At 69.8% G+C, this 25,347-nt stretch carries 21 protein-coding genes; 14 read left to right on the top strand and 7 right to left on the bottom strand.

Annotation, left to right across the window (positions count from 1 at the left end; all coding sequences use genetic code 11):
* The first annotated feature begins 6 nt into the window (after positions 1 to 6).
* Together flhB and PGN25_17355 are read left to right on the top strand one after the other, a co-directional pair.
* Complete coding sequence (gene flhB, locus PGN25_17360) at positions 7 to 1,074, top strand: flagellar biosynthesis protein FlhB (GenBank protein MEH3119304.1); 1,068 nt, start codon at positions 7 to 9, stop codon at positions 1,072 to 1,074.
* 144 nt (positions 1,075 to 1,218) lie between these two features.
* A complete protein-coding gene (locus PGN25_17355; GenBank protein MEH3119303.1) occupies positions 1,219 to 3,915 on the top strand; it encodes a response regulator in 2,697 nt (898 codons plus the stop codon).
* Between the two features lie 304 nt (positions 3,916 to 4,219).
* Here the strand turns inward: PGN25_17355 and PGN25_17350 are convergent, their stop codons facing one another.
* On the bottom strand, positions 4,220 to 4,432 hold the full coding sequence (locus PGN25_17350; GenBank protein ID MEH3119302.1) for a hypothetical protein: 213 nt from the start codon (positions 4,430 to 4,432) through the stop codon (positions 4,220 to 4,222).
* Between the two features lie 504 nt (positions 4,433 to 4,936).
* On the opposite strand from PGN25_17350, the gene recA reads away from it, so the two are divergent.
* Entirely contained in the window at positions 4,937 to 6,037 is a 1,101-nt protein-coding gene (gene recA, locus PGN25_17345) for a recombinase RecA (GenBank protein MEH3119301.1), read from the top strand.
* An 80-nt stretch (positions 6,038 to 6,117) separates the two neighbouring features.
* Here the strand turns inward: recA and PGN25_17340 are convergent, their stop codons facing one another.
* The gene (locus tag PGN25_17340) at positions 6,118 to 6,720 is read right to left on the bottom strand and encodes a glutathione S-transferase N-terminal domain-containing protein (GenBank protein ID MEH3119300.1); all 603 of its coding nucleotides are present in this window, start codon (positions 6,718 to 6,720) and stop codon (positions 6,118 to 6,120) included.
* 74 nt (positions 6,721 to 6,794) lie between these two features.
* Between PGN25_17340 and PGN25_17335 the strand changes: the two genes are divergently transcribed.
* The 3 genes from PGN25_17335 to PGN25_17325 all read left to right on the top strand — a co-directional run bounded on the left by PGN25_17335 (position 6,795) and on the right by PGN25_17325 (position 11,496).
* Entirely contained in the window at positions 6,795 to 7,523 is a 729-nt protein-coding gene (locus tag PGN25_17335; protein MEH3119299.1) for a YafY family protein, read from the top strand.
* Between the two features lie 95 nt (positions 7,524 to 7,618).
* A complete protein-coding gene (gene alaS / locus PGN25_17330; protein MEH3119298.1) occupies positions 7,619 to 10,306 on the top strand; it encodes an alanine--tRNA ligase in 2,688 nt (895 codons plus the stop codon).
* A 125-nt stretch (positions 10,307 to 10,431) separates the two neighbouring features.
* The gene (locus tag PGN25_17325) at positions 10,432 to 11,496 is read left to right on the top strand and encodes a putative zinc-binding peptidase (protein MEH3119297.1); all 1,065 of its coding nucleotides are present in this window, start codon (positions 10,432 to 10,434) and stop codon (positions 11,494 to 11,496) included.
* Between the two features lie 168 nt (positions 11,497 to 11,664).
* On the opposite strand, the gene PGN25_17320 is transcribed toward PGN25_17325, so the two are convergent.
* Positions 11,665 to 12,273, bottom strand: coding sequence for a YqgE/AlgH family protein (locus PGN25_17320; GenBank protein MEH3119296.1), 609 nt, complete (start codon positions 12,271 to 12,273; stop codon positions 11,665 to 11,667).
* 123 nt (positions 12,274 to 12,396) lie between these two features.
* Here PGN25_17320 and PGN25_17315 point away from each other — a divergent pair, with 123 nt between their 5' ends.
* Positions 12,397 to 12,879: a peroxiredoxin gene (locus tag PGN25_17315; GenBank protein MEH3119295.1), complete on the top strand. Its 483-nt coding sequence runs from the start codon at positions 12,397 to 12,399 to the stop codon at positions 12,877 to 12,879.
* Between the two features lie 40 nt (positions 12,880 to 12,919).
* Here the strand turns inward: PGN25_17315 and thrB are convergent, their stop codons facing one another.
* Entirely contained in the window at positions 12,920 to 13,894 is a 975-nt protein-coding gene (gene thrB, locus PGN25_17310) for a homoserine kinase (protein ID MEH3119294.1), read from the bottom strand.
* Positions 13,895 to 13,983: 89 nt separating this feature from the next.
* Positions 13,984 to 15,006 carry a 4-hydroxy-3-methylbut-2-enyl diphosphate reductase gene (gene ispH / locus PGN25_17305; protein MEH3119293.1) on the bottom strand — a complete coding sequence of 341 codons (1,023 nt, stop codon included), beginning with the start codon at positions 15,004 to 15,006 and terminating at the stop codon, positions 13,984 to 13,986.
* A 310-nt stretch (positions 15,007 to 15,316) separates the two neighbouring features.
* Here ispH and PGN25_17300 point away from each other — a divergent pair, with 310 nt between their 5' ends.
* The 3 genes from PGN25_17300 (at position 15,317) to PGN25_17290 (ending at position 19,802) form a co-directional block, all read left to right on the top strand.
* A complete protein-coding gene (locus PGN25_17300; GenBank protein ID MEH3119292.1) occupies positions 15,317 to 17,215 on the top strand; it encodes a monovalent cation:proton antiporter-2 (CPA2) family protein in 1,899 nt (632 codons plus the stop codon).
* Complete coding sequence (locus PGN25_17295; GenBank protein MEH3119291.1) at positions 17,208 to 18,653, top strand: MATE family efflux transporter; 1,446 nt, start codon at positions 17,208 to 17,210, stop codon at positions 18,651 to 18,653. The genes PGN25_17300 and PGN25_17295 overlap by 8 nt, the downstream gene beginning before the upstream one ends.
* A 348-nt stretch (positions 18,654 to 19,001) precedes the next feature.
* Entirely contained in the window at positions 19,002 to 19,802 is an 801-nt protein-coding gene (locus tag PGN25_17290) for a DUF937 domain-containing protein (protein ID MEH3119290.1), read from the top strand.
* A 599-nt stretch (positions 19,803 to 20,401) separates the two neighbouring features.
* Here the strand turns inward: PGN25_17290 and PGN25_17285 are convergent.
* Both PGN25_17285 and PGN25_17280 read right to left on the bottom strand, forming a co-directional pair.
* On the bottom strand, positions 20,402 to 20,653 hold the full coding sequence (locus PGN25_17285; protein ID MEH3119289.1) for a DUF3072 domain-containing protein: 252 nt from the start codon (positions 20,651 to 20,653) through the stop codon (positions 20,402 to 20,404).
* Positions 20,654 to 20,750: 97 nt separating this feature from the next.
* On the bottom strand, positions 20,751 to 21,638 hold the full coding sequence (locus PGN25_17280) for a branched-chain amino acid aminotransferase (GenBank protein MEH3119288.1): 888 nt from the start codon (positions 21,636 to 21,638) through the stop codon (positions 20,751 to 20,753).
* A gap of 220 nt (positions 21,639 to 21,858) precedes the next feature.
* Here PGN25_17280 and PGN25_17275 point away from each other — a divergent pair, with 220 nt between their 5' ends.
* The 4 genes from PGN25_17275 to PGN25_17260 all read left to right on the top strand — a co-directional run bounded on the left by PGN25_17275 (position 21,859) and on the right by PGN25_17260 (position 24,893).
* The gene (locus PGN25_17275; protein MEH3119287.1) at positions 21,859 to 22,428 is read left to right on the top strand and encodes a MarR family transcriptional regulator; all 570 of its coding nucleotides are present in this window, start codon (positions 21,859 to 21,861) and stop codon (positions 22,426 to 22,428) included.
* Positions 22,428 to 23,156 carry a response regulator transcription factor gene (locus PGN25_17270; protein MEH3119286.1) on the top strand — a complete coding sequence of 243 codons (729 nt, stop codon included), beginning with the start codon at positions 22,428 to 22,430 and terminating at the stop codon, positions 23,154 to 23,156. The genes PGN25_17275 and PGN25_17270 overlap by 1 nt, the downstream gene beginning before the upstream one ends.
* A 7-nt stretch (positions 23,157 to 23,163) precedes the next feature.
* Positions 23,164 to 24,570, top strand: coding sequence for an ATP-binding protein (locus tag PGN25_17265; GenBank protein MEH3119285.1), 1,407 nt, complete (start codon positions 23,164 to 23,166; stop codon positions 24,568 to 24,570).
* Positions 24,571 to 24,701: 131 nt separating this feature from the next.
* Positions 24,702 to 24,893: a hypothetical protein gene (locus PGN25_17260; protein MEH3119284.1), complete on the top strand. Its 192-nt coding sequence runs from the start codon at positions 24,702 to 24,704 to the stop codon at positions 24,891 to 24,893.
* Positions 24,894 to 25,347: the final 454 nt, after the last annotated feature.

Here is a 25,347-nt window from a genome sequence, read left to right as displayed (position 1 = left end):
GAACCGATGGCCGACGAGAGCGACGACGAGGACAAGACCGAAGACCCGACGCCGCGGCGAATCGAGCAGGCGATCGAGCGCGGCGACGTCCCCAACAGCCCCGAGATCAACACCTTCTTCATCCTGGCGGCCTTCACCCTGGCACTGATGCTCTCCGCGCACCCGGTCGCCGAGGGGCTGAGCCGCGACATGCGCGGCTTCCTCGAACATGCCGGCGGCCTGCCTTCCGATGCCGGCACCTATCGCGGCGTCGCCTTCCGCGCGGGGCTGGTCTGCGTCAAGGCGCTCGCCGTGCCGCTCGGCATCGCCGTGCTCGCGGCCATCGCCGCCGGCCTGATCCAGCATCGGCCGATCTTCACCGCCGAGAGCCTGATGCCGAAATTCGCGCGCATCTCGCCGATGGCCGGGGCCAAGCGCCTCGTCGGTGTCGAGGCCTGGGTCAATTTCGGGAAGGGGCTCGCCAAGATCGTCGTGGTCGGCACGGTGGCCGGGGCCATCCTGTGGAACGAGCACGACCGGGCCGAATCCTACGTCCAGCTCGACCCCGGCGCCGCCCTCGCCGGCACCCTGTCGCTCGCCCTGAAGATGATGGGCGGCATGCTCGCCGCCTACGCGGTGATCGCGCTCGGCGACGCGCTCTACCAGCGCCACCGCTGGCGTGCCCGGCTGCGCATGACCAAGGAAGAGATGAAGCAGGAGCACAAGGAGAGCGAGGGCAGCCCGGAGGTGAAGGCCCGGATCCGCCAGTTGCGGCAGGCCCGGGTGAAGAAGCGGATGATGGCCGCGGTGCCCACCGCCACCGTGGTGGTGACGAACCCGACCCACTTCGCCGTGGCCCTGCGCTACGAGACCGGCATGGCCGCCCCCGTCTGCGTCGCCAAGGGCGTCGACTCGCTGGCGCTGCGCATCCGCGCGGTGGCCGCCGAGCACGACGTGCCGGTGATGGAGAACCCGCCGCTGGCGCGCGCCCTGCACGCCACGGTCGAGGTCGATGCCGAGATTCCCGCCGAGCACTATCGCGCGGTTGCGGAGGTCATCGGTTTCGTGCTTCGCCTGCGCCGCCGGGCCGCCTGAGCGCCGACACGCTTCCGCTCGGGACGGCGAAGTGCCTCAGCGGCCACGGTTTATGCACCATTGTCCGGCAATGCTCCGGCACGACGCGCGACGATTGATGCCGCACACCGCCCGGGGCGGCGTGCGCGGGATGGGTAGGGCCTGATGGCTGAGGTCAGCGGACCAGCGGTGCCGGCGTCCGGTTCGATCGACCGTTCGGAGCGGCCGGGCCGGGTCGGCCTGCTGCTGATGCTGGCGGGGCTGCTCGTCGGCGCGGCGGTCGGGCTGTCCTTCGTCGCCAACGAGCAGGCCCAGCCGCTCATCCTCGCCCTGCTGGCGCTGCTCGCCATGGCGGGCGTGTTCTTCCTGTTCGCGCTGGCCATCGGCGCGCTCCAGCTCGCCGGTCCGGCCTCGCGCGACGACATCACCCGCGCCATCGTCGACGCGGCGCCCGCGGGCAAGCTCGTCGTCGAGGACAACGGTCGGATGATCTACGCCAACGAGGCGTATATGCGGCTGGCCGGCGGCGACAGTTTCTCGAATTTGCGCTCCATCGAACGCATCTTCGTGGGCGCGCCCGAAGTCTCCGAAGCCGTCTATCGCTTGGCGCAGGCGGCGCGCGACGACCGCGCCTACACGGAAGAGATCCGGATGTCGCCGCCGCCGGGCGGTGCCCCGGACCGCGACTTCGCGTGGTACCGCATCGCCGTGCGGCCGATCGCCCGCCACCGCGGCTCCGCCGCGCTCTGGACGGTGAGCGACATCACCCACGAGCGCGAGCGCCAGGAGAACGTCTTCCAGGAACTCCAGCACGCGATCGACTATCTCGACCACGCCCCGGCGGGCTTCCTGTCGATCGATGCCGCGGGCTCGATCGTCTACATGAACGCGACGCTCGCCTCCTGGCTCGGTTACGACCTCGCCACCGTGGGCTCCGGCGGCCTGAAGCTCCTGGAGATCGCCCCCGGCGCCGACGTGCTCACCGCCGCGCCCGGCCTGCCCGGCGAGGTCCGCACCGATCGCTACGACATCGATCTGCGCCGCCGCAACGGCCAGCCGCTGCCGACCCGGCTCTACCACCGCGTCGCCTACGGCCAGGACGGGGCGCCCGGTCCCTCGCGCACCTTCGTGCTCAACCGCTCCGCCGGCTCGGACGCCGACGAGCCGCAGCGCGCGGCGGAAGTCCGCCTCGCCCGCTTCCTCAACAGCAGCCCGATCGCCATCGCCACGCTCGACCGCGACGGGCGGGTGACCCGCGCCAACGCCTCCTTCGTGCGCCTGTTTGCCGGCATGCCGCGCCAGCCCGCGGCGGAGGCCGGCCGCGAGGCGCCCGATCCGATGATGCGCGACGCCGTGCTGGAGCAGGATCGGGGCACGATCGAGGGCGCGCTCGCCCGCGCCGCCAACGGCTTCGGCGGCCTCGACCCGATCGAGGTCGGCCTGTCCGGCCCCGGCGATCGTTCGGCCCGGGTCTGGATGAGTCCGGCCGACGCCGACGGCACGCAGGCGCCCGCGGACGAGTCCGGCGGCGACCGGGAGCGGGTGATCCTCTACGCCCTCGACACCACCGCCCAGCGCCAGCTCGAACAGCAGGTCGCCCAGACCCAGAAGATGGACACGGTGGGCCAGCTCGCGGGCGGCATCGCCCACGACTTCAACAACGTCCTCCAGGCGATCATCGGCTACTCGGACCTCCTGCTCGCGAGCCACCGGCCGACCGACCACGCCTTCCAGGACATCATGCAGATCAAGCAGAACGCGAACCGGGCCGCCAGCCTGGTTCGCCAGTTGCTGGCCTTCTCGCGCCGTCAGACCCTGCGGCCGGAGGTGATGGATGTCGGCGAGGCGCTGTCCGACCTGACGCTGCTGCTGAAGCGGCTGCTCGGCGAGCGGGTCCAGCTCGATTTTCGCCACGGCCGCGAGATCTGGCCGATCAAGGCCGACGTGAACCAGTTCGAGCAGGTGATCGTGAACCTCGCGGTCAACGCCCGCGACGCCATGCCGGGGGGCGGCAGCCTGACGATCCGCACCGCCAACTGCCCGGTCGATGCCGAGCGTCCGGTCGGCATTCCGGCGGGCGATCACGTCATGGTCGAGGTGACCGACACCGGCGAGGGCATTCCGCCGGAGGTGCGCCAGAAGATCTTCGAGCCGTTCTTCACCACCAAGGAGATCGGCAAGGGCACGGGCCTCGGCCTCTCGACGGTGTTCGGCATCGTCAACCAGTCGGGCGGTGCCGTCGACGTGCAGTCGACGGTGGGCGAAGGCACCACCTTCCGCATCTACCTGCCGCGCCACGAGCCGGAAGCGGAGACCCTGCCCGAACCGGCGCCCCCTACCCTGCCGGCCCGTCCGCCCGAGCCGAGGGCCGTCGAGGTGCCGGAGCCGCGCGATCCCGCCGATACGTCCGACCCGAAGACGGACGAGGCGACAGCGGACCCCGCCGCCCCGCATGCACCCGAACCGCCTCGGAAGCCGGCGACCGACCATACCGGCCAGGGCACCGTCCTTCTGGTCGAGGACGAGGATCCGGTCCGCGCCGTGAATTCGCGGGCGCTCTCCGCCCGCGGCTACACCGTGCTGGAGGCGGCCTCCGGCGTGGAGGCGCTGCGCCTGATCGAGGAGCACGCCGAGGGGATCGACGTGGTCGTCTCCGACGTGGTGATGCCGGAAATGGACGGGCCGACCCTGCTGCGCGAACTGCGCAAGCACTACCCCGAACTCAAGGTGATCTTCGTTTCGGGATACGCTGAAGACGCCTTCCGCAAGAACCTGCCCGAGGGCGAGACCTTCAACTTCCTGCCCAAGCCCTTCAGCCTCAAGCAGTTGGTCGAGACCGTGAAACGCACGATGGCCGACTGAGAGTCCGTTTGACTGGGATCATCCCATCCTGAACCCTCATCCTGAGGTGCCGGAGCGCAGCGGAGGCCTCGAAGGGTGCTCCAGGAACCCGCGCGGGATCTGGAACACCCTTCGAGGCCGCTTCGCGGCGCCTCAGGATGAGGGGGAGATGGGATCACTGCAGTCAAACAGGCTCTCAGCGCCCCGGAATGACGACGCAGCGTGCGGATTGGCACCCGAAGGCTTTTTGCGGCAACACGAGTTCGAACCCCCGGCAGACCATCGGCGATTTCAAAATCTCGTTTTGTAACCGTCTCCAGACGGTTCAGGGCGTGGAATCCTCGTTCTTCGTACCCTTCGGCCCCTGTCGCTCCTCGTTCTGCTCATAGGCCTCACGGGCCTGCAGGTCGCGTTGGATCTCGAACAAGGCCATCTGCAGGAGCGTCCGTTGTCGGAACGTGCCGGCAGAACCCAATCGCGCCTCCGCCTCACGCAAGAGTTGCTCGATTTCACGAAGTTCGTCGAGATCATTCGGCATGGAGACCGCCCCGTCATGCACGCGATAGAAGCATGGGGATTGCCGCACGGCTAGACGGGCCAGGAAGTGCGATCTTCTGTCGTGTGCACGCCTGCCGTAGATTTTATGGATTCCTCTCAGGCTCATTCCTCGCCGCAATGACGACTTGGATATCTCTTTCCGCCATGCGATCTTTCTTTAAAAACTTACTGAGCAAAAAATTTTTGCCAGGAAGGAAAATTCCAAACGTATTTATTGATTGAAAACGCTCCACTCGCTCGACGCCTCTGAAACACTACTCTAAGTTGCTTATCGCATGACAATTCTACAAAAAGGTGTGGTTGTTTGTGTCCCTTCACCGTCTCGGCAGTCCGACCGGAAGCGGCTCCATCGACGGCGGATCGATCGGGATCGCCTCGAAACGGCGGGTCGAGGCCTTGCGCATCAAGAACAAAGCAAGTACGAAATGCGTCAGCCCCGGCGGATTGAGCGCCGCGCCCCTCCCATGCATAAGGATGCCGAGCGATGGCCCAGCCTGCGCTGAAGATGGTGGATTCCCCGACGATGGCAGCAGCGGACAAGGACAAGTCGAAGGCGATCGAGGCTGCGCTGACGCAGATCGAGCGGGCCTTCGGCAAGGGCTCGATCATGCGGCTCGGAAAGGCCGACAAGGTGCAGGAGGTCGAGACGGTCTCGACCGGCTCCCTCGGCCTCGACATCGCGCTCGGCGTCGGCGGCCTGCCGCGCGGCCGCGTGATCGAGATCTACGGGCCCGAATCCTCGGGCAAGACGACGCTGGCGCTGCACACCATCGCCGAAGCCCAGAAGAAGGGCGGCGTCTGCGCCTTCGTCGACGCGGAGCATGCCCTCGATCCGGTCTATGCGAGGAAGCTCGGCGTCAATCTCGACGACCTGCTGATCTCGCAGCCCGATACCGGCGAGCAGGCCCTGGAGATCACCGACACGCTGGTACGCTCCGGCGCCATCGACGTGCTCGTGGTCGATTCGGTCGCCGCCCTGACGCCCCGCGCCGAGATCGAGGGCGAGATGGGCGAGAGCCAGCCGGGCCTTCAGGCCCGGCTGATGAGCCAGGCCCTGCGCAAGCTCACCGGGTCGATCTCGCGCTCGAACTGCATGGTGATCTTCATCAACCAGATCCGCATGAAGATCGGCGTGATGTACGGCAGCCCCGAGACGACGACCGGCGGCAACGCGCTGAAGTTCTACGCCTCGGTGCGCCTCGACATCCGCCGCGTCTCGACGATCAAGGATCGCGACGAGGCCATCGGCAACAACGTCCGCGTCAAGGTCGTCAAGAACAAGGTCGCGCCGCCCTTCAAGCAGGTCGAGTTCGACATCATGTTCGGCGAGGGCGTGTCGAAGGTCGGCGAGCTGGTCGATCTCGGCGTGAAGGCCGGCATCGTCGAGAAGTCGGGCGCGTGGTTCTCCTACGACAGCCAGCGCCTCGGCCAGGGCCGCGAGAACGCCAAGGGGTTCCTGCGCGACAATCCCGACATCGCCGCCAAGATCGAGGCCTCGATCCGCCAGAACTCGGGACTGGTCGCCGACCGCATCCTCGAGAACGCCAAGCCGACCGCCGACGACCTCGACGCGGGCGAGGCGTGAGCACCGCCTGGACATCCGAAGTCGGGAAAGCCCGCCGCGCGTGAGCGCGGCGGGCTTTTTCTTGGATTCGTCAGAGGCGATCAGCCCGGTGCGTGGCCCGCGTCGAACTCGGCCGCGAAGCGTGTGCCCGGCCGATCCGTGCAGCGGTCGATCCAGGCATCGATGTCCGGCACTCCGGGCTTGCCGAACCACGCGTAGGGCGAGTGCAGCAGGAGATCCGCGGCGGTGAAGCGGTCGCCGAGCAGGAAGGGCTTGTCCTTCAACCCATCGGCGAGCCGGGCCCTGACCTCGGCGCCCGTACGGAAGGTCCGGGCGATGGCGGGATGATCGAGGCCGATGGCTTCGAGCGTCAGAACGGGCTCCACGACGCCGGCATACCATGCGAGCCAGCCGAGATAGGCGCCGCGCCGCGGGTCACCGGCCGGGACGCCGAGGCCGGCCTTCGGAAACAGCTCGGCGAGATACTGGACGATCGCGCTCGACTCCCGGACCAGGATACCGTCGTGCTCGAGGAGCGGCACCTTGCCCTCCGGATGGGGATTGCGCGCGTCGCGGCCCCCCCACCCGTCCATGCGCGGGATCGTGACGGTTTCGATCCGCACCGTATCCAGGGCGTCGAGTTCCTTGAGGAGGGCGACGATGCGGGTCGAGCGGCTTTTCGGAGCGTGGAACAGGGTGATCATCGTCGGCCTCCGGCTGGCGGGTTGACGGGGGACGTTGTAGCCAAGCCCACCTGTCAGTTTCCGTCAGTTGGGCGATGGCGCGGACCGATCGACTCTTCCGGCTGCTGCACGCGATGCGCATCCTGCCCCAACCCGTCACCGCCGCCCGCTTGGCCGAGGAGACCGGCGTGTCGCTGCGCTCCCTCTATCGCGACATCGACAGCCTGCGCGCGGCCGGCGCCCGGATCGAGGGCGAGCGGGGCTACGGCTACCGGCTGGTCGAGGATGTCGCCCTGCCGCCGCAGACCTTCGACCGGATCGAGATCGAGGCGCTGGTGCTGGGTCTGGCCGAGGTTCGCCACATCGGCGACCCGGCCCTCGAACGGGCGGCCGCTTCGGTGCTCGCCAAGGTCGCCGCGACCTTGCCGGACCGGGGCGAGCGGCACCTGCTCCACGCCGTCTCGCAGGTGCGCCGCTTCGGCAGGCGCTTCCCCGCCATCCCCGACATGGCCACGATCCGAACCGGGTGCTGGCGCGAGGAAGCGCTGGCCATCGGCTACGCCGACAAGGACGGCACGCTGACCGAGCGCACGATCCTGCCGCTCTCCATCGTCTACCTCGACAGCAAGATGACGCTGTTGGCGTGGTGCTGCCTGCGGGAGGCGTTCCGGATGTTCCGGCTGGATCGCGTCAGGGAGGTGCGGGCGACGGGCCGGAGCTTCCGGCCGCGGCGCGTGGCGCTGCTGCGCGATTATCTTGCCGCGTTGAAGGCCAGCCGGTCGAGACCGGAGTCGGTCGGCCCCCCGTACGACGAGCCGACGTGACTCGCACAGCTTCGGCCCGTATGAGGGCCCAAGACTTCCCGCCGTGCTGCCCGTCAGCCGGTCCCCCGACGCGACTTGATTTCCGAGCCTATCCGATGAGCGGCGTCAACGAGATCCGATCGACCTTCCTGGACACCTTCCGGGATGCCGGGCACGCCGTCGTGCCCTCGTCGTCGCTGGTGCCGAAGAACGACCCGACGCTGATGTTCACGAACGCCGGCATGGTGCAGTTCAAGAACGTCTTCACCGGCGTCGAGAAGCGCCCCTACGTCAAGGCGACGTCCTCGCAGAAATGCGTCCGCGCCGGCGGCAAGCACAACGACCTCGACAACGTCGGCTACACCGCGCGGCATCACACCTTCTTCGAGATGCTCGGCAACTTCTCGTTCGGCGACTACTTCAAGGCCGATGCGATCGAACTTGCCTGGACGTTGATCACGAAAGAGTTCGGGCTGACGCCGGAGCGGCTGCTGGTCACGGTCTATGCCGACGACGACGAGGCCGCGGGCCTGTGGCGGAAGATCGCCGGCTTCGGCGACGAAAAGATCATCCGGATCGGCACCTCGGACAACTTCTGGCAGATGGGCGATACCGGCCCCTGCGGACCGTGCTCGGAGATCTTCATCGACCAGGGCCCGGCGCTCGCCGGCGGCCCGCCCGGCTCCCCGGACGAGGACGGCGACCGCTTCCTCGAATTCTGGAACCTCGTGTTCATGCAATACGATCAGGTCGAGCCGGGCGTGCGCACCCCCCTGCCCCGGCCCTCGATCGATACCGGCATGGGCCTGGAGCGGATGGCCGCGATCCTCCAGGGCGTCCATTCGAACTACGACACCGACCTGTTCCGGGCGCTGATCGATGCGGTGGCCCACGCCGTGTCGCGCGCGCCCGAGCCGGCGACGCGGGCCTCCTACCGCGTCGTGGCCGACCACCTGCGCTCGACCTCGTTCCTGATCGCCGACGGCGTGCTGCCCTCGAACGAGGGCCGCGGCTACGTGCTGCGCCGGATCATGCGCCGCGCCATGCGCCACCTCGAACTGCTCGGCGCCCGCGAGCCGGCGATGTACCGCCTCGTGCCGACGCTGGTGCGCGAGATGGGCCAGGCCTTTCCCGAACTCGTCCGCAGCGAGGCGCTGATCTCCGAGACCCTGCGGCTGGAGGAAGGCCGCTTCCGCAAGACGCTGGAACGCGGGCTCGCGATCCTCGATGCGGAGAGCCGCGATCTGGATGCCGGACGGAACCTCTCCGGCGAGACGGCCTTCACCCTCTACGACACCTACGGCTTCCCGCTGGATCTCACCCAGGACGCGCTGAAGGCTCGCGGCATCGGCGTCGACACCGACGCGTTCGACGCGGCGATGCGGCGCCAGAAGCAGGCGGCGCGCGCCGCGTGGCAGGGCTCGGGCGAGGCCGCCACCGAAACGGTCTGGTTCGGCATCAAGGAGCGCACCGGCGCCACCGAGTTCCTGGGATACGAGACCGAGTCGGCCGAGGCGGTCGTCGGCGCGGTCCTGCGCGAGGGTCACGAGGTCGAAGCGCTGCTGGGCGGCGAGAGCGGCCTCGTCATCGTCAACCAGACGCCGTTCTACGGCGAATCCGGCGGTCAGGTCGGCGATACCGGCACCGTCGGCGCTTCCGGCCTCAAGGCGCGGGTGACCGGCACGGAAAAGAAGCTCGGCGACCTGTTCGTGCACCACGTCACGGTCGAGGAAGGCAGCCTCGCCGTCGGCGCCGCGGTGGAGTTGAAGGTCGATCGCGCCCGCCGCGCCGCGATCCGCGCCAACCACTCGGCGACCCACCTGCTGCACGAGGCGCTGCGGCAGGTGCTCGGCGACCACGTGGCGCAGAAGGGCTCGCTCGTCGCGCCCGAGCGCCTGCGCTTCGACATCAGCCACCCCAAGCCCATCGACGAGGCGGAACTCGCCCGCGTGGAGGAGATCGCCAACGCGGTGCTGCTCCAGAACGCGCCGGTCGTGACCAAGCTGATGGCGGTGGACGAGGCGATCGAGTCGGGAGCCCGTGCCCTGTTCGGCGAGAAGTACGGCGACGAGGTGCGCGTCGTCTCCATGGGCCGGCCCGTGGACGACGCGGGCCGCGAGGTCGAGGGTCGCGAGACAGAAGGCCGCTTGCCGAACTTCTCGGTCGAGCTGTGCGGCGGCACGCACGTCTCGCAACTCGGCGAGATCGGCCAGATCACCGTGCTCGGCGAGAGCGCGGTGGGGGCCGGCGTGCGCCGCATCGAGGCGATGACCGGGACCGCCGCCCGCCGCCATCGCGCCGCCGAGAGCCGCGCGCTAAGCCGGCTCGCCGGCCTGCTCAAGGCGCCGGTCGGCGACGCGCCGGAGCGCCTCTCGGCCCTGATCGAGGACCGCCGCCGGCTCGAAAGGGAACTGACCGACGCGCGCAAGAAGATCGCCATGGGCGGCGCCTCGGGCGGCGGCGAGGCCCGCGAAGTCAACGGCGTGCGGCTGATGGCCCGGGTGGTCGAGGGCGTCGAGATGCGCGACCTCAAGGGGCTGGCCGACGAGGGCAAGAGCCGCCTCGGCTCAGGGATCGTCGCCATCGTCGGCGTCGCCGCCGACGGCAAGGCCGGGCTGGTGGTCGGCGTCACCGACGACCTGACCGCGCGCTACGACGCGGTCGGCCTCGTGCGTGCCGGCGCCGGCCATCTCGGCGGCAAGGGCGGCGGCGGCCGCCGCGACATGGCCCAGGCCGGCGGCCCGAACGGAGACGGGGCGGAGGCCGCCCTCGCAGCCATCACCGAGGCGCTCGCGGCGGCGTGAGGCCCTGCCGCGGCAGGCCCGAGAAAAACATCGGGAATCACGGAACGGTACGGCGGATCGCGGCTTGATTGGCCGCGATCCCGCCCACCGCCGGGCAGGCCAGACCTCAACCGATCCGTGAACCGATGAAACTCTTCCGCTGCCAGTCCTGCGACAACGTCCTGTATTTCGAGAACCGCTCCTGCGGGCGCTGCGGCCACCGGCTCGCCTACCTGCCGCAGCTCGGCCGGATCTCGGCCCTGGAGCCGGCAGGCGACAACCATGCCTGGACGCCGCTGGCGGCGCCGGACCGCCCCAGCTTCCTGTGCACCAACGCCGCGCACGACACCTGCAACTGGCTGGTTCCGCCCGGCACGACCGACGCCTTCTGCCTCGCCTGCCGCCACAACGGCATCGTGCCCGACGTGAGCGACCCGGTGAACCTGGGGCGCTGGCGCGAGATGGAGCACGCCAAGCACCGGCTGTTCTACACCCTGCTGCGCTGGAACCTGCCGCTGAAGACCCGCGCCGAGGATCCCCAGCACGGCCTGATCTTCAACTTCCTCGCCGACCCGCCGGACGCCAACGGGCCGAAGGTGATGACCGGCCACGACAACGGCGTCGTCACCATCGCGCTGATCGAGGCCGATCCGGCCGAGCGCGAGAAGCGACGCGCCGCCATGGGCGAGCCCTATCGCACGCTGCTCGGCCATTTCCGCCACGAGGTCGGCCATCATTACTGGGACCTGCTGGTGCGCGACGCGGGCAAGCTGGCGCCCTGCCGTGCGGTGTTCGGCGACGATTCCCAGGATTACGGCCAGGCGCTCCAGCGCCATTACGACCAGGGCGCGCCCGCGAACTGGCAGGAGAACTTCGTCTCGGCCTACGCCACCACCCATCCATGGGAGGATTTCGCCGAGACCTGGGCGCATTACCTTCACATCGTCGACACCCTCGAAATGGCGAGCGCCTTCGGGATGCAGGTGAAGCCCAAGGCCGACGTCGAGGGCGACCTCGCCACGCGGGTCGATTTCGATCCCTATCGGGCCGAGGGGATCGAGCGGATCATCGATGCGTGGCTGCCCTTCGTGTTCGCGATGAACAGCGTCAGCCGGGCCATGGGCGAGCGCGACCTCTATCCCTTCGTCCTGGCCCCGGCGGTGGTGGCGAAGCTCGGCTTCATCCACGACCTCGTGCACGGGCGGGTGTGATCGCTCCGCGGCCTGCTCTCGGAGCGGCGGATACCGGGGACGGCGTGCGAAGCCGGCGATCGTCGCGTTGCTGGATGGCTTCGGCTGAAGCCTCGCAATGACGAAGAGGATACCGCACCGTCATCGCGAGCCGCAGCCATCCAGGGCCGCGACGACGCCGGAAGGGACTCAGGCTCGCCCCGCCTCCGCCGAGAGCATCGCGGGATCGATGCCGATGGCCCTGAGCACCTGATCGTACTTGGCGCCGAGGCCGGGATCGAAGATCAGCTCCGGGTCGGCCGGACAGTTGAGCCAGCCGTTGGCCAGGATCTCGTTCTCGAGCTGTCCCGCCTGCCATCCGGCGTAGCCGAGCGCCAGCACCGCGTTCGACGGCCCCCGGCCATCGGCGATGGCGCGCAGGATCTCCACCGTCGCGGTCAGGCAGACGCCTTCGTCGATCTGCAGCGTCGACTGGTCGATGTGGAAGTCGGCCGTATGGAGCACGAAGCCGCGCTTGGCATCGACGGGACCGCCCATCAGCACCGGCATGTGCCCCACCCGCTCGCGCAGGCGGATCGCGTCCGCCTCGCTGGCGATGTCGAGCTGGATCAGCAGATCCGGCATGCTGAGATCGGCCACCGGCTTGTTGACGATGATGCCCATCGCCCCGTCCGCCGAGTGGGCGCAGAGATAGATCACCGAGCGCGCGAAACGCTCGTCGCCGATCCCCGGCATGGCCACGAGGAACTGGCCGTCGAGATAGGCCGGGTCGTTGAGCGAGGGGTCGGGTCTCTGCATGAGGCTATGCTAATCCGGCGGCGACGGTTGATCCATAAGGCAAACGCACCTGCGGGCCGGCCGTGCCTCGACACTGGCCTGCGGCGGGTCTAACGGTTCGGCGCAACTGCGAGGAGACCAAGGATGACGATTCAGGTCGGCGACCACCTGCCCCAGGTCACCTTTCGGGTGAGCGGTCCGGACGGTCCGCAAGCCAAGACGACCGACGACGTGTTCAAGGGGCGGCGCGTCGTGCTGATCGGGGTTCCGGGCGCCTTCACGCCGGCCTGTCACCGCAACCACCTGCCGGGCTACGTCGCCAAGCGCGACGAGATCCTGGCCCGCGGCGTCGATGCCATCGCCGTCACCTCCGTCAACGACATCTTCGTGCTGAACGCGTGGCAGCAGCAGAGCGGCGCCGAGGGCATCGAGTTCCTGGCCGACGGCAACGCCGAGTTCGCCAAGGCGGTCGGCCTCGACATGGACGGCTCCGGCTTCGGCCTCGGCCCGCGCTCCCAGCGCTATGCCATGCTGGTCGAGGACGGCGTGGTGCGTCTGCTCAACGTCGAGGACACGCCCTCCAAGGCGGAGGTGTCGGGCGCCGAAGCGCTGCTCAAGGCGCTCTGACCGGCAGGCCTGAGCCCTCTCCCCTCCGCGGGGGAGGGCCTTATCGTGCGGATCCCGCCCAACCGTAATCCCGCGCGTCCCCGGCCGTGCGGTGGAAGCCGAGCCGGCGGTCGTATTCGAGCGGATCCTTCGGCTGGACGAGCGCCCCCGGCGGCACGTTGAGCCAGTCCACGAGGCGGGTCAGCATGAAGCGCATGGCCGCGCCCCGCGCCAGGACCGGAAGCGCCGCGACCTCGGCCGACTCCAGTTTGCGCACCGCGTCGTAGCCGGCGATCATCGCCCCCGCCTTGTCGCGGTGGAAGGTGCCGTCGGCGTCGAAGCACCACGCGTTGAGGCTGATCGCCAGATCGTAGGCGAAGGCGTCGGTGCAGGCGAAATAGAAGTCGATCAGGCCCGACACCGCATCGCCGACGAAGAACACGTTGTCGGTGAACAGGTCGGCGTGGATCACGCCCCCCGGCAGGCCCTGCGGCCAGGACGCTTCGAGCCGGTCGAGGTCGGCGCGGGTCCGCGCCGCGAGGCCCGGCGCCACCGTGTCGGCCTGCGCCTCGGCCTGCGCGAAGAGCGGGCGCCACGCGGCCACCGACAGGTTGTTCGCGCGCACCATCGGGAAGTCGCGGCCCGCGGCGTGCAGCCCGGCCAGCGCGGCCCCGAGCGCGCGGCAATGCCCGGCGTTCGGGCGGCTCAACGAAACGCCTTCGAGGAAGGTGACGATGGCCGCCGGCCGGCCGCAGAGGCGCCCGAGTGCCGTGCCGGCCCGGTTGCGCACCGGCTGCGGACAGGCGAGCCCGGCGCGGGCGAGATGGCCCATCAGGTTGAGGAAGAACGGCAGGTCCGCCTCGCTCACCCGCTTCTCGTAGAGGGTGAGGATGTAGTTGCCGCTGCCCGTGTGCAGGAAGAAGTTCGAGTTCTCGACGCCCTCCGCGATGCCCTTGCAGGAGAGCAGATCGCCGATCTCGTACTCTTCGAGGAAGGCGCGCAGCGCCTCGTCGGAAACATCGGTGTAGACCGCCACGTGTCGTGCTGCCGGTTCGCGCAAAGGAAAGGGGCGCCGTGGGCGCCCCTCTGATGGTCGTTCAGCCGGTCTCGGCCGGAATGCCCGCCCTACTCGGCGGCCTCGCTGCGCAACTCGCGCGGCAGCGGGAAGGACATGTCCTCGACCGTCACCGAGACCTGATCCACCGTCACGTCGAAATGCGCGGCGAAGGCGTCGATGATCTCCTCCACCAGCACCTCCGGCGCCGAGGCGCCGGCGGTGAGGCCGAGGCGGCGGATGTCCTTGAAGGCGTCCCAGTCGATCTCCTCGGCGCGCAGCACGAGGCGGGTGATCGGGCAGCCGGCCCGCTCCGCGACCTCGCGCAGGCGCTGGGAGTTCGAGGAGTTCGAGGAGCCCACCACGATCAGCGCGTCGACCCGCGGCGCGACCTCCTTGACCGCCTCCTGGCGGTTGGTGGTGGCGTAGCAGATGTCGTCCTTGTGAGGCCCGTGGATGCCGGTGAACTTCGCCTTCAGCGCCTCGACGATGTGCTTGGTGTCGTCGATCGACAGCGTGGTCTGCGTCACCCAGGCGAGTTCCTGGTCGGGCGGCGGGGTGAGGGCCTCGATCTGGTCGATGTCCTCGACGAGCGTGATCGAGCCCTTGGGCAATTGGCCCATGGTGCCGACGACCTCCGGATGGCCGGAATGGCCGACGAGCAGGACATGGCGCCCGCGCTTGTGATGGATCTCGGCCTCGCGGTGGACCTTGGTCACCAGCGGACAGGTGGCGTCGATGGTGGTCAGGCCGCGCGCGTCGGCATTCCGCGGCACGGTCTTGGCGACGCCGTGGGCGGAGAAGATGACCGGGGCGTTGCTGTCGGGCACCTCGTCCAGCTCGCGCACGAACACCGCGCCTTTGCGCTTCAGCGTCTCGACCACGTACTTGTTGTGGACGATCTCGTGGCGGACGTAGACCGGCGCCCCGTAGATCGCGAGGGCGCGCTCCACCACGTCGATGGCGCGCACCACGCCCGCGCAGAAGCCGCGGGGGGCGCACAGCAGGATTTCCAGTGGCGGCTTCTCGCCCGTCACGGCCGGCTGCGGGACCCGGTTCGGGTCGGCGGTGAGGTTGATGGTGTCGGCGCTCATGATCCGGGGGATGTGGAGAGGGATGGCCGGGTCTGTCAACGGCGGCCAGCCCGAAAGCCGCGACAGGTCGGGGCCTGTCCATGTCCTTCTACATAGCACATCCTGCGCGCGGCGTGACCCCCATCCCCGATCCGGCAGCCGCGCGGGCCGTCCCCGCGGCCTCGCGATCCCCATGCCCGGGAGGCGCCTCGGCTCGGCCGGGGGGTGGTCATGTGACGAACGACACGTGAATCGCCCTCGCGATGACGGGACCGGCGGGCTAAGGGGAAGCCGTTCCCCCCCTTCGGAACCAGCGAGGAAACGGGCTTTCATGGCGAGTGCCACGGACCACGCCAGCTTCCTGCCGCCGGTGCTGACCTTCCTGTCGGCGGCGGTGATCGGCGTGCCGCTCGTGCGGTTGCTCGGGCAGAGCGCGGTGCTCGGCTATCTCGTGGCGGGCGTGGTGATCGGCCCGGCCGGCTTCTCGCTGATCGCCGAGCCGGAGACGGCGGCGAGCGTCGCCGAGATCGGCGTGGTGCTGCTGCTGTTCATCGTCGGGCTGGAACTCGAAATCTCCCGGCTCGTCTCGATGCGGCGGGACATCTTCGGCCTCGGCACGGCCCAGTTGATCCTGTGCGCGCTGGTGATCGCGGGCGCGGCGCTCGCCTACGGCCTGACGCCGGCCGCGGCGGGGGTGGTCGGCATCGCCATCGCGCTGTCGGCCACGGCGGTGGCGCTGCAACTGCTCGAAGAGCGCGGCGACCTCGGCAGCGCCTACGGCAGCCGCGCCTTCGCGGTGCTGCTGTTCCAGGACATCTCGGTGGTGGCGATCCTGGCGCTGCTGCCGCTGCTCGCCTCGGCCGGCGCCACGCCGAAGGACGGCTGGCTCGACGAGGGGCTCCGCTCCACCGGCCGCGCCGCGGTGGCGGTCGCGGGGGTGGTCGTCGTCGGGCGCTACGGCCTGAACCCGTTCTTCCGCCTGCTCGCGGCGGCGGGCGGGCGCGAGGTGATGACGGCCGCCGCCCTCCTCGTGGTGCTCGGCACGGCGCTGATGATGGAGAAGGCCGGCCTCTCCATGGCGATGGGCGCGTTCCTCGCGGGCGTGATGCTCGCCGAGTCGAACTTCCGCCACCAGCTCGAGGCCGACATCGAGCCGTTCCGCGGCATGCTGCTCGGCCTGTTCTTCATGAGCGTCGGCATGTCGATCGACGGCGGCCTGCTCGCCAACCACTGGCTGGCCCTCGTCGCCGCGACGGCGGCGGCGATCGCGGTGAAGATCGCCCTCGTCGCCGGGCTGTTCCGCCTGTTCGGCTCGCCCTGGCTCGACGCCCTGCGCGGCGCGGCGGTGCTGGCCCCGGCGGGCGAGTTCGCCTTCGTGATCCTGCCGGCGGCGGGCGACCTGCACATCCTCGGCTCGGAGGTGACCCGCTTCTGCGTCGCGCTCGCGGCGCTGACCATGCTGGTCGGCCCCGTGGCGGCGAAGGGGCTCGACGCCGTGATCGCCCGCCGCCCGAAGGAGGCCGAGCCGCCCTCCGATGTCGGCGAGGCGCCGGATTCCGGCGAGACCCGCGTGCTCGTCGTCGGTTTCGGCCGTTTCGGGCAGATCCTGGCGCAGGTGCTGCTGGCGGAGGGCATCAACATCACCGTCATCGACAAGGATGTCGGGCAGATCCGCGCCGCCACGAGCTTCGGCTTCCGCATCTATTACGGCGACGGCACCCGGCTCGACGTGCTGCGCGCCTCCGGCCTGGCCAAGGCGGAGCTGATCTGCGTCTGCATCGACGATTCGCAGGCGGCCCTGAAGATCGTCGACATCGTCCACGAGGAATTCCCGAACGTGCGCACCTACGTGCGCGCCTACGACCGCACCCACGCCATCGAGCTGATGAACCGGGACGTGGACTTCCAGCTCCGCGAAACCGTCGAATCCGCCCTCGGCTTCGGCCGCGCCACCCTGGAAAGCCTGGGACTGTCCGCGGAAGCCGCCGCGCGCCGCGTCGAGGACGTGCGCAAGCGCGACGTCGCCCGGCTCGTGCTGCAGCAGGCCGGCGCGATGCCCGACGGAACCGGCTGGCTGCGCGGCGCGCCGGAGGTGCGGCCCGAGCCGCTCACCGCACCGAAGAGTTCCTCGCGGGCGCTCAGCGCCGAGACCCGCGGCCTGATCGAGTCGCAGCCCCACGAATCCGCCGCCCGCGTGCTCGAACCCGAGGACGCCGAGCCGGATGCCTGAGGCCGGCACCGCCACCGGGCCGGGTCGGGAGAGCGGCGCGGCGCGCTTCGTCTCCGGCTCGATCCTGCGCCACGTCGTGGTGATGAGCGCCACCGGCTCGGTCGGGCTGATGGCCATCTTCGCCGTCGATCTCCTGTCCCTGTTCTACGTCTCGAAGCTCGGCGATCCGGCGCTCACCGCCGCGGTCGGCTTCGCCTCGATCGTCCAGTTCTTCGCCATCGCCATCAGCATCGGCCTGATGATCGCGGCCGGCGCCCTCGTCTCGCGGGCGACCGGCGCGGGCGATCCGTCCGGCGCGCGGCGGATCGCGACCTCGGTCACCGTCCACGGCCTGATCGCGTCGGCCCTGCTCGCCGCATTTCTCCTCACGGTGGCCGATCCGCTGCTCGCGTCCATCGGCGCCGAGGGGCACACCCTGGCGGTGGCCAAGCGCTATCTCTGGATCAGCCTGCCCTCGAACCTGCTGCTCGGGCCGGGCATGCTGTTCACCGGCCTCCTGCGCGCCGTCGGCGCCGCGCGGGAGGCGATGTACGTGACGCTCGGCGGCGCCGTCGTCACGGTCTTCGTCGATCCGCTGCTGATCTTCGGGGTCGGCCTCGGCGTGGACGGCGCGGCGCTCGCGGTCTGCGTCGCCCGGGTCGCCTTCGTCGCCATCGGCTGGGCCGGGGTACGGCGCTACCGCCTGCTCCAGGCGCCGGGTCTCGCCGCCGTCCTCGGCGACCTTCCCGTCGTCGCGCGCATCGCGCTGCCGGCGGTGCTGACCAACCTCGCCCCCTCCGTCGCGAGCGCCTTCGTGGCGCACGCCCTCTCGGGCTTCGGTCCCGCGGCGATCGCCGGCAACGTGGTGATCGACCGCCTCGCCCCGGTCGCCTTCTGCGGGCTGTTCGCGATGTCGGGCTCGATCGGCCCGATCCTCGGCCAGAACTGGGGCGCGGGGCGCTTCGACCGGATGCGCAGCGTCCTGCGCGGCGGGGCGCTGGTGACGGCGCTCTACGTGCTCGCCGTCTGGCTTCTCCTCGCGCTCGCCCGCGGGCCGCTGGCCCGGGCCTTCGGGCTCGAAGGCGTGGCGGCCGAGCTGTTCGGCTTCTTCTGTCTCGTCAGCGGGCCGGTCTGGTTCTTCAACGGGCTGCTGTTCCTGTCGAACGCCTCGTTCAACAACCTCGGATTTCCCTTCGTCTCGACCGTGCTGAATTGGGGCCGGGCGACGCTCGGCACGGTCCCGCCCGCGCTGGCGGGGGCGGCGTGGTACGGGCCGGAGGGCGTGATCGCCGGCATCGGTCTCGGCTCGGTCGCCTTCGGCGTGACGGGCCTCGCCCTCGCCTTCCGCACCGTGGGCCGCCTGGAGCGCGGCGGAACGCCCGAGGAAGCGCCCGTCCTCGAACCGCCGGCTGCCGACGAGGCGGTGCAGGCCGCCCCGTCGAGCGGAATGTCGCTGTGACGAGGGGCCGGGCGGATGCCGGGTGCGCCTCGTCCTGGAAACCGGCCCCAGGACGAGGCGCTGGACTCTTGTTCTGGCATCGTCTTTTCCCGAAAGTCGGAGGCCGCCTTTCGGGACGATGCTCGATCCCTAGGGAAATCTGACGCGAAACCGGGCCGACGGCTGGTCAGTGCCGGTCCGATGCGACACATTCATGCCGAGAGGCCGTTCCGGCGCGCCTCCGGGCGCCGTGCGGGGTCGGCACGTGCGATCCGGGACGAGATGGCCCGCGTCATGCGTTCGTCGTCATGACGAGGCCCGGAGGCGTCCGGCATCCGGACCGTTGCTGCTCCCGTGAGGCGCCCGGCCATGTACAACATGTTCGACATCCTGCAGAGTCAGGGCGATGCGAGCGTGCGGGCGTTCGGGCAGCAGTTCGGCCTCAGCCCGGAGCAGACCCGCCGGGCCATGGAAGCCCTGCTGCCGGCCCTGACCATGGGGATGCAGCGCAATGCCGGCATCGACCCGATGGGCCTCGGGCGCCTGTTCGGCCTGAACCTGCCCGGCGCCGGGCCGACGGCGCAGCCCGCGGGCGGTCCGGATCTTCTGACCGGCCTGTTCGGCTCCCCCCTGCTGGGTCAGGCGGTGATCCAGCAGGCGGCGGCGGCGAGCGGGGTCGGCGCCCAGGCCCTGCGGCAGATGCTGCCGATCATGGCCGGGATGATCGTGGCCGGGATCGTCCATCTGCTTCTCAACGCACCCGCCCCGGCACCGGCCGCCGAGCCGCCCCCCTCCCCGGTCGGCATGTTCTGGACCGACTGGCTCAACGGGCTCAGCGCCGCGGCGGCCCAGGTGGCGCCCCCCACCTCGCAACCGTCAACCCGCCGGCCGGAGACGCGCCCTGCCGGCCGGAAGCCGGATGCGGCGCCCGCCCCCGACGCGACCAAGGCCTCGCTGGAGGTGATCCAGCAGATGCTCCTGACCGGGGCCGAGGTTCAGGAGCAGAACGTCAAGGCGATGAAGGAGGTGTTCGACGCGTTCTGGAGCCAGCCGAAGCCCGAAGCCGGCGCGCCGAACGCGGAAGCCGCCTCCGCTCCCGCGCCCTCCGCCGCCGTCAACTCAGCCAAGGAGCCGGCTCCGCCGAAGCGCAGGCCGAACGGCAGGAACTGAAAGGGCGCGCTGCGGAGAGTGCTGCTGACGGATGGGTTGCGGAAGGTGCATCCGAAGCGGTCCGCTGCCAATCGGCGGAAAGCGCCGCAACGGCTTCCGACGAGCTGGGTCGGGACATGCCGGGCACGAAAGCCGCAACGCCGCCATGAAGAACCGCGGGCGGCACGGCCGGTGAGAGCCTGTTCGACCGGCCGACCTGTCTTCGTCAGGCCGCGGCAAGGCGAGAGGAAAGCCCTGCTCCCATCCTGAACCCTCATCCTGAGGTGCCGGAGCGCAGCGGAGGTCTCGAAGGGTGCTCCAGGGATCGCGCGATTCCTGGAGCACCCTGCGAGGCCGCTCACGCGGCACCTCAGGATGAGGGTCGAGAGGGGATCACCGCTGTCAAACAGGCTCTGAGACGACGCGCTATCGCAGCGCCGGGAATTGCGTGCAGGCTGGCAAAGGCTTCCGTCATCGCCGTCCCGAACGGGCGCATCGCGGTGATCGTCGCCAGGGCGACGAACGTGCAGACCAACCCGTCTTCGAGGGCCGTTGCCCCGTCATCATGACAGGTTTCGACCGCCTCCGCGGCGCGAGAGTGCCGCGGAGCGCCGACCGGATCAGGCCTTGCCGGTCTCCTTGCGCAGGGCGTCGATGCGCTTCGAAGCCTCGGCCTTGTCGAGATCGGCCTCGAAGGCCTCCGGCGCCTTGGCCTGCTCGGACAGAGTCTTGAGATAGGAGGCCTGAGCCCCCGTCATCGGTTCGGCGCCGGTGGTCCACTCGTCGGGATCCTTGATCCGGTTCGACTCGTCGGTCGGATCGGATTTCGGGTTCTCGGCCGTGGTCCGGTCCTTGGTCGTCTTGCCCGTCATCACGCACCCACATCGTTCATGAATCGTTCTTCCGAACGCAGGGGCTGCGGCGAAGTTCCGGGTGCTGTCGAACACCCGGAATGTCGATCGGCCTCGATCAGGCGGCGACCGCCCGCGGCTGCACCTCGGCGAGGTAATCGTCCATCAGCGTCTTGGTCAGGCTGCCGGGGGTGAAGCGGTAGGGTCCGATCTCGGCCACCGGCGTCACCTCGGCCGCGGAGCCGGTGATGAAGCACTCGGAGACGCTCGCCATCTCCTCGGGGCGGATGCGCCGCTCGATCACCGGGATGCCGCGGCGCTTGGCCAACTCGATCACCGTCTGGCGGGTGAGGCCGTCGAGGAAGCGGTCGGCCAGGGGCGTGTGGATCACGCCGTCGGCGATGAAGAACACGTTGGCGCCGGTGCACTCGGCGACGTTGTCCTCCCAGTCGAGCATCAGGGCGTCGGCATAGCCCTTGTTCTCGGCCCGGTGCTTGGAGATCGTGCAGATCATGTAGAGGCCCGCCGCCTTCGAGGTCGAGGGCGCGGTGCGCGGATCGGGCCGGCGGTAATCGGCGATGTCGAGGCGGATGCCCTTCATCTTGGTGGCCGGGTCGAAGTAGCTCGGCCATTCCCAGGCGGCGATGGCGAGGTGGATCGTGTTGTTCTGCGCCGCGACGCCCATCATCTCGGAGCCGCGCCACGCCACCGGCCGCAGGTAGGCGTCCTTGAGGCCGCTGGTCGCCAGAACCCGGGCCTTGGCCGCCTCGATCTCGTCGACCGCGTACGGGACTTCGAAATCGAGCAGCTCGGCCGACCGGCGCAGGCGCTCGGAATGCTCCCGGCTCTTGAAGATCCGGCCGCCATAGGCCCGCTCGCCCTCGAACACCGCCGATCCGTAGTGAAGGCCGTGGCTGAGCACGTGGATCTTCGCCTCGCGCCACGGCACCATCACGCCGTCGAACCAGATCGTGCCCTCGCGCTCATCGAAGGGAATCACGGACATTTCTTGAAGTTCCTCTGCGCGGCCTCGGCGAAGCACGGGGTCGCAGGGTGGGGCAGGAGCCGGCGCGCGGACGCAGAACGATGCAGCGGGCGGCTGTACCGGCAGGGTTGACGGGTAGCAACGGGGCTGAGATATGTCAATAACACTGACTTATCTTCCCGGGCCGCCCGAACGCCGTGCCGAAGCCCCGGACTCCGCCGCCGACCGAGGTTTGCACGACGTGGACCGCGCGATGACGCCAGATGCCGACATGGCCGTACAGACGGCCGGCGAGGCTCTGTCCTCCGATCGGCCGGCCGCGGGCGGCGACAGCGACGACCTGATCGAACTCCTGTTCTTCGCCTACCGCGATTTCGTCGGCGACCCCGACCGGATCCTGGCGCAGTACGGCTTCGGTCGGGCGCATCACCGGGTGCTGCACTTCGTCGACCGTTATCCCGGCCTCACCATCGCCGAACTCCTCGATATCCTGCGCATCACCAAGCAGAGCCTCAACCGGGTGCTGAAGGATTTGATCGACCAGGGCTACGTCGAGCAGCAGACCGGCACCAGCGACCGGCGCCAGCGGCTCCTGTTCTGCACGCCGTCCGGGCGGACGCTGACGGCCGACCTCACCCGCGTCCAGGTCCGGCGCATCGTGCGGGCGCTCGATGCGCCGGCCGAGGACGGCCAGGACGGCCGCGGCACCCGCGCGGCCTCGGCGCAGGACTTCCTTCTCGCGATGATCGAGCCGACGGAGCGCGCCGCCATCCGCCGCCTGATGGCCCGCCGCGCGACGGTGCGCGCCTGATGTCGGCCGGCGGTGCCGTCAGGCCGCGCCCGGAGCTTCCGGACCACGCCCCCCACATCCTCCTCGTCGACGACGACCGGCGGGTGCGCGAACTCCTCTCCCGCTTCCTCTCCGAACAGGGGTTCCGGGTCACCGCCGCCGCGAGCGCGGCCGAAGCGCGCCTGCGCGGCCAGTGCTTCGTGTTCGACGCCCTCGTCCTCGACGTGATGATGCCGGGCGAGAGCGGTTTCGACTATGCCCGCTCGGTGCGCGAGACCTCGCGGGTGCCGATCCTGATGCTGACCGCGCGCTCCAACCCCAACGACCGGGTGACGGGCCTGGAGATCGGCGCCGACGACTACCTGCCCAAACCTTTCGAGCCGCGCGAGCTGATCCTGCGGCTCAACAACATCATCCGCCGCCACGCGGCGGTGCCGGAAGCCCGCTTCTCCGGCGAGGATGCCGTCAGCTTCGGCCCCTTCAGCTTCCGCGCCGACCGGGGCGAGTTGCGGCGCGAGAACGAACCGGTGAAGATCACCGAGCGGGAGCGCGAGATCCTGACCGTCCTGGCGCAGGCACGCGGCGGCAATGTCGAGCGCGAGACGCTGGCCGGCAACGGCGGCTTGGCCGCCGAGCGCACCATCGACGTGCAGATCAACCGCCTGCGCCGCAAGATCGAGCCGGACCCGGCCAATCCGAGCTTCCTGCACACCGTTCGCGGCATCGGCTACCGCCTCGCCATCGATTGAGACAACCATGGCAGCGCCCGCCGGCCTTTCCCCGACCGAATCCCGCCGGACCGGTGCGCTCGGCGGAACCTTCGGCCGAATCCGGACGATCTGGCGGCGCCTCGGCCGCATCATCGGCGACGCCCTGCCGAAGGGGCTCTACGCCCGCTCGCTGATCATCATCATCGCGCCGATGGTGCTGCTCCAGTCGGTGATCGCCTACACTTTCATGGAGCGGCACTGGCAGCTCGTGACCCGCCGGCTCTCCGCGGCGGTGACCGCCGACGTCGCCGCCTTGATGGACATCTACGAGTCCTATCCGCAGGACAAGGACGCCGAGACGCTGGCGCGCATCGCCGGCGAGCGCCTGAACCTCGACGTCGACATCCTCAAGGGCGCCAAGCTGCCGAGCCCGGGGCCGCGGCCGTTCTTCTCGATCCTCGACGAAGTGCTGTCGGACGAGATCCGCCGCCAGATCCGGCGCCCGTTCTGGATCGATACGGTCGGCCGCTCCAGCCTCATCGAGATCCGCGTGGCGATCCCCGAGGGGGTGATGCGGGTCACCGCCCGGCGCAACCAGGCCTATGCCTCGAACTCGCACATCTTCCTGCTCTGGATGACCGGCTCCTCGCTGGTGCTGCTCGGCGTGGCGATCCTGTTCCTGCGCAACCAGATCAAGCCGATCCTGCGGCTCTCGGCGGTGGCCGAGGGGTTCGGCAAGGGACGCGACATCGAGTTCAAGCCCCGCGGCGCCCGCGAGGTCCGGCAGGCGGGCCACGCCTTCATCGAGATGAGGCGGCGCATCGAGCGGGCGATGGAGCAGCGCACGGCGATGCTCAACGGGGTGAGCCACGACCTGCGCACCATCCTCACCCGCTTCAAGCTCTCCCTCGCCCTGGTCGAGCAGACCCCGGAGGTCGAGGATCTCCAGCGCGACGTCGACGAGATGAGCCGGATGCTGGAGGGCTATCTCGCCTTCGCCCGCGGCGATTCCGCCGAGACCGCCGCGGAGACCGACATGCGCACCCTGCTGGAGGACCTGCGCAGCGACGTGGAGCGGCTCGGCGCCCATGTCGAGGCGGTGGAGATCGAGGGCAGTCCGCTCGTCACGGTTCGGTCCGACGCGATGCGCCGCTGCCTGTTCAACCTCGCCGCCAACGCCGCCCGCTACGCCGACACCGTGGCGATCTCGGGCAAGCGCGAACACCGCGCCTTCCTCGTCGCGATCGACGACGACGGGCCCGGCATCCCGGCCGAGAGCCGCGAGGAGGTGTTCAAGCCGTTCGTGCGCCTGGACGACGCCCGCCAGGATGCCGGCGGCTCCGGCCTCGGGCTCGCCATCGCCCGCGACATCGCCCGCGCCCATGGGGGCGACGTCGCGCTCCACGACAGCCCGCTGGGCGGCCTGCGGGCGACGGTCCGCATCCCCGCCTGATCGATCTCCGGGCGGCGGGCCGGAGATTCTGAAGCGCGGGAGTTTCCTCCGGCGGAACGGCGATGCTAAGACCACCCCGCATTATTCTTCGGGCCGCGTCGCGGTCCGTCAACGAACGCGAGTGACGTCGAATGAACCCGCTGGTGCCGCTTTCCGTCGTTCTGCTCCTTCCCATCGCCGCGGTGTGCGCCGTGCTGTTCACGGATACGGGGATCGAGCCGGCCCTGTTCTACGCGGCGGTCAAGACCTTCGCGATCCTGTTCGTCGTCGGCGGCGCGATCTCCTTCGCGGCCAGCCGTCTCGCCGCGCGCTCGCAGGGCTGATCCGGTTCCGGCCGACGCCGGAGGGAGAGCCGAGGCCATGCCGCACGTCGTGCCCGCCTTCGGCCGATCGGCGAGGAGAACGCCCGCGCCGGTGGCGCCAGGGCGCGACATCGTCGAGGCGGGATCGAGGCCTTCCACACATTCCGGCGCATCGTCCTGAAAATCAGATCCGGGACGATGCGCTCGGTTTCCGATCCTGCATCGTCTTTTCAGACGAGCCGGCAACCACCTTCCGGCACGCTGCCCTCTCCGCGCCTGTCCCAGGCCGACTCCGCCGAGAGCATCGCCCGCGCCCTGGAGCGCATCGGCCGACTCCCCTCCGAACCCGCGCCGGCTGATCTCGCGGAAGAGCCCGACCCCGCCGATGGCAGGTTTCGGAAAGATCCGCCTCCGATTCGGGCAGATTCGGGCAATCTCGGCCTTTCGCGATTTTTCATGCATCCGAATTCGAGGC

Origin of the sequence: Methylorubrum populi, from assembly GCA_036946625.1 — a bacterium.
GTDB classification, from domain to species: domain Bacteria; phylum Pseudomonadota; class Alphaproteobacteria; order Rhizobiales; family Beijerinckiaceae; genus Methylobacterium; species Methylobacterium populi_C.
This window is presented reverse-complemented; position numbering and strand designations above follow the sequence as displayed.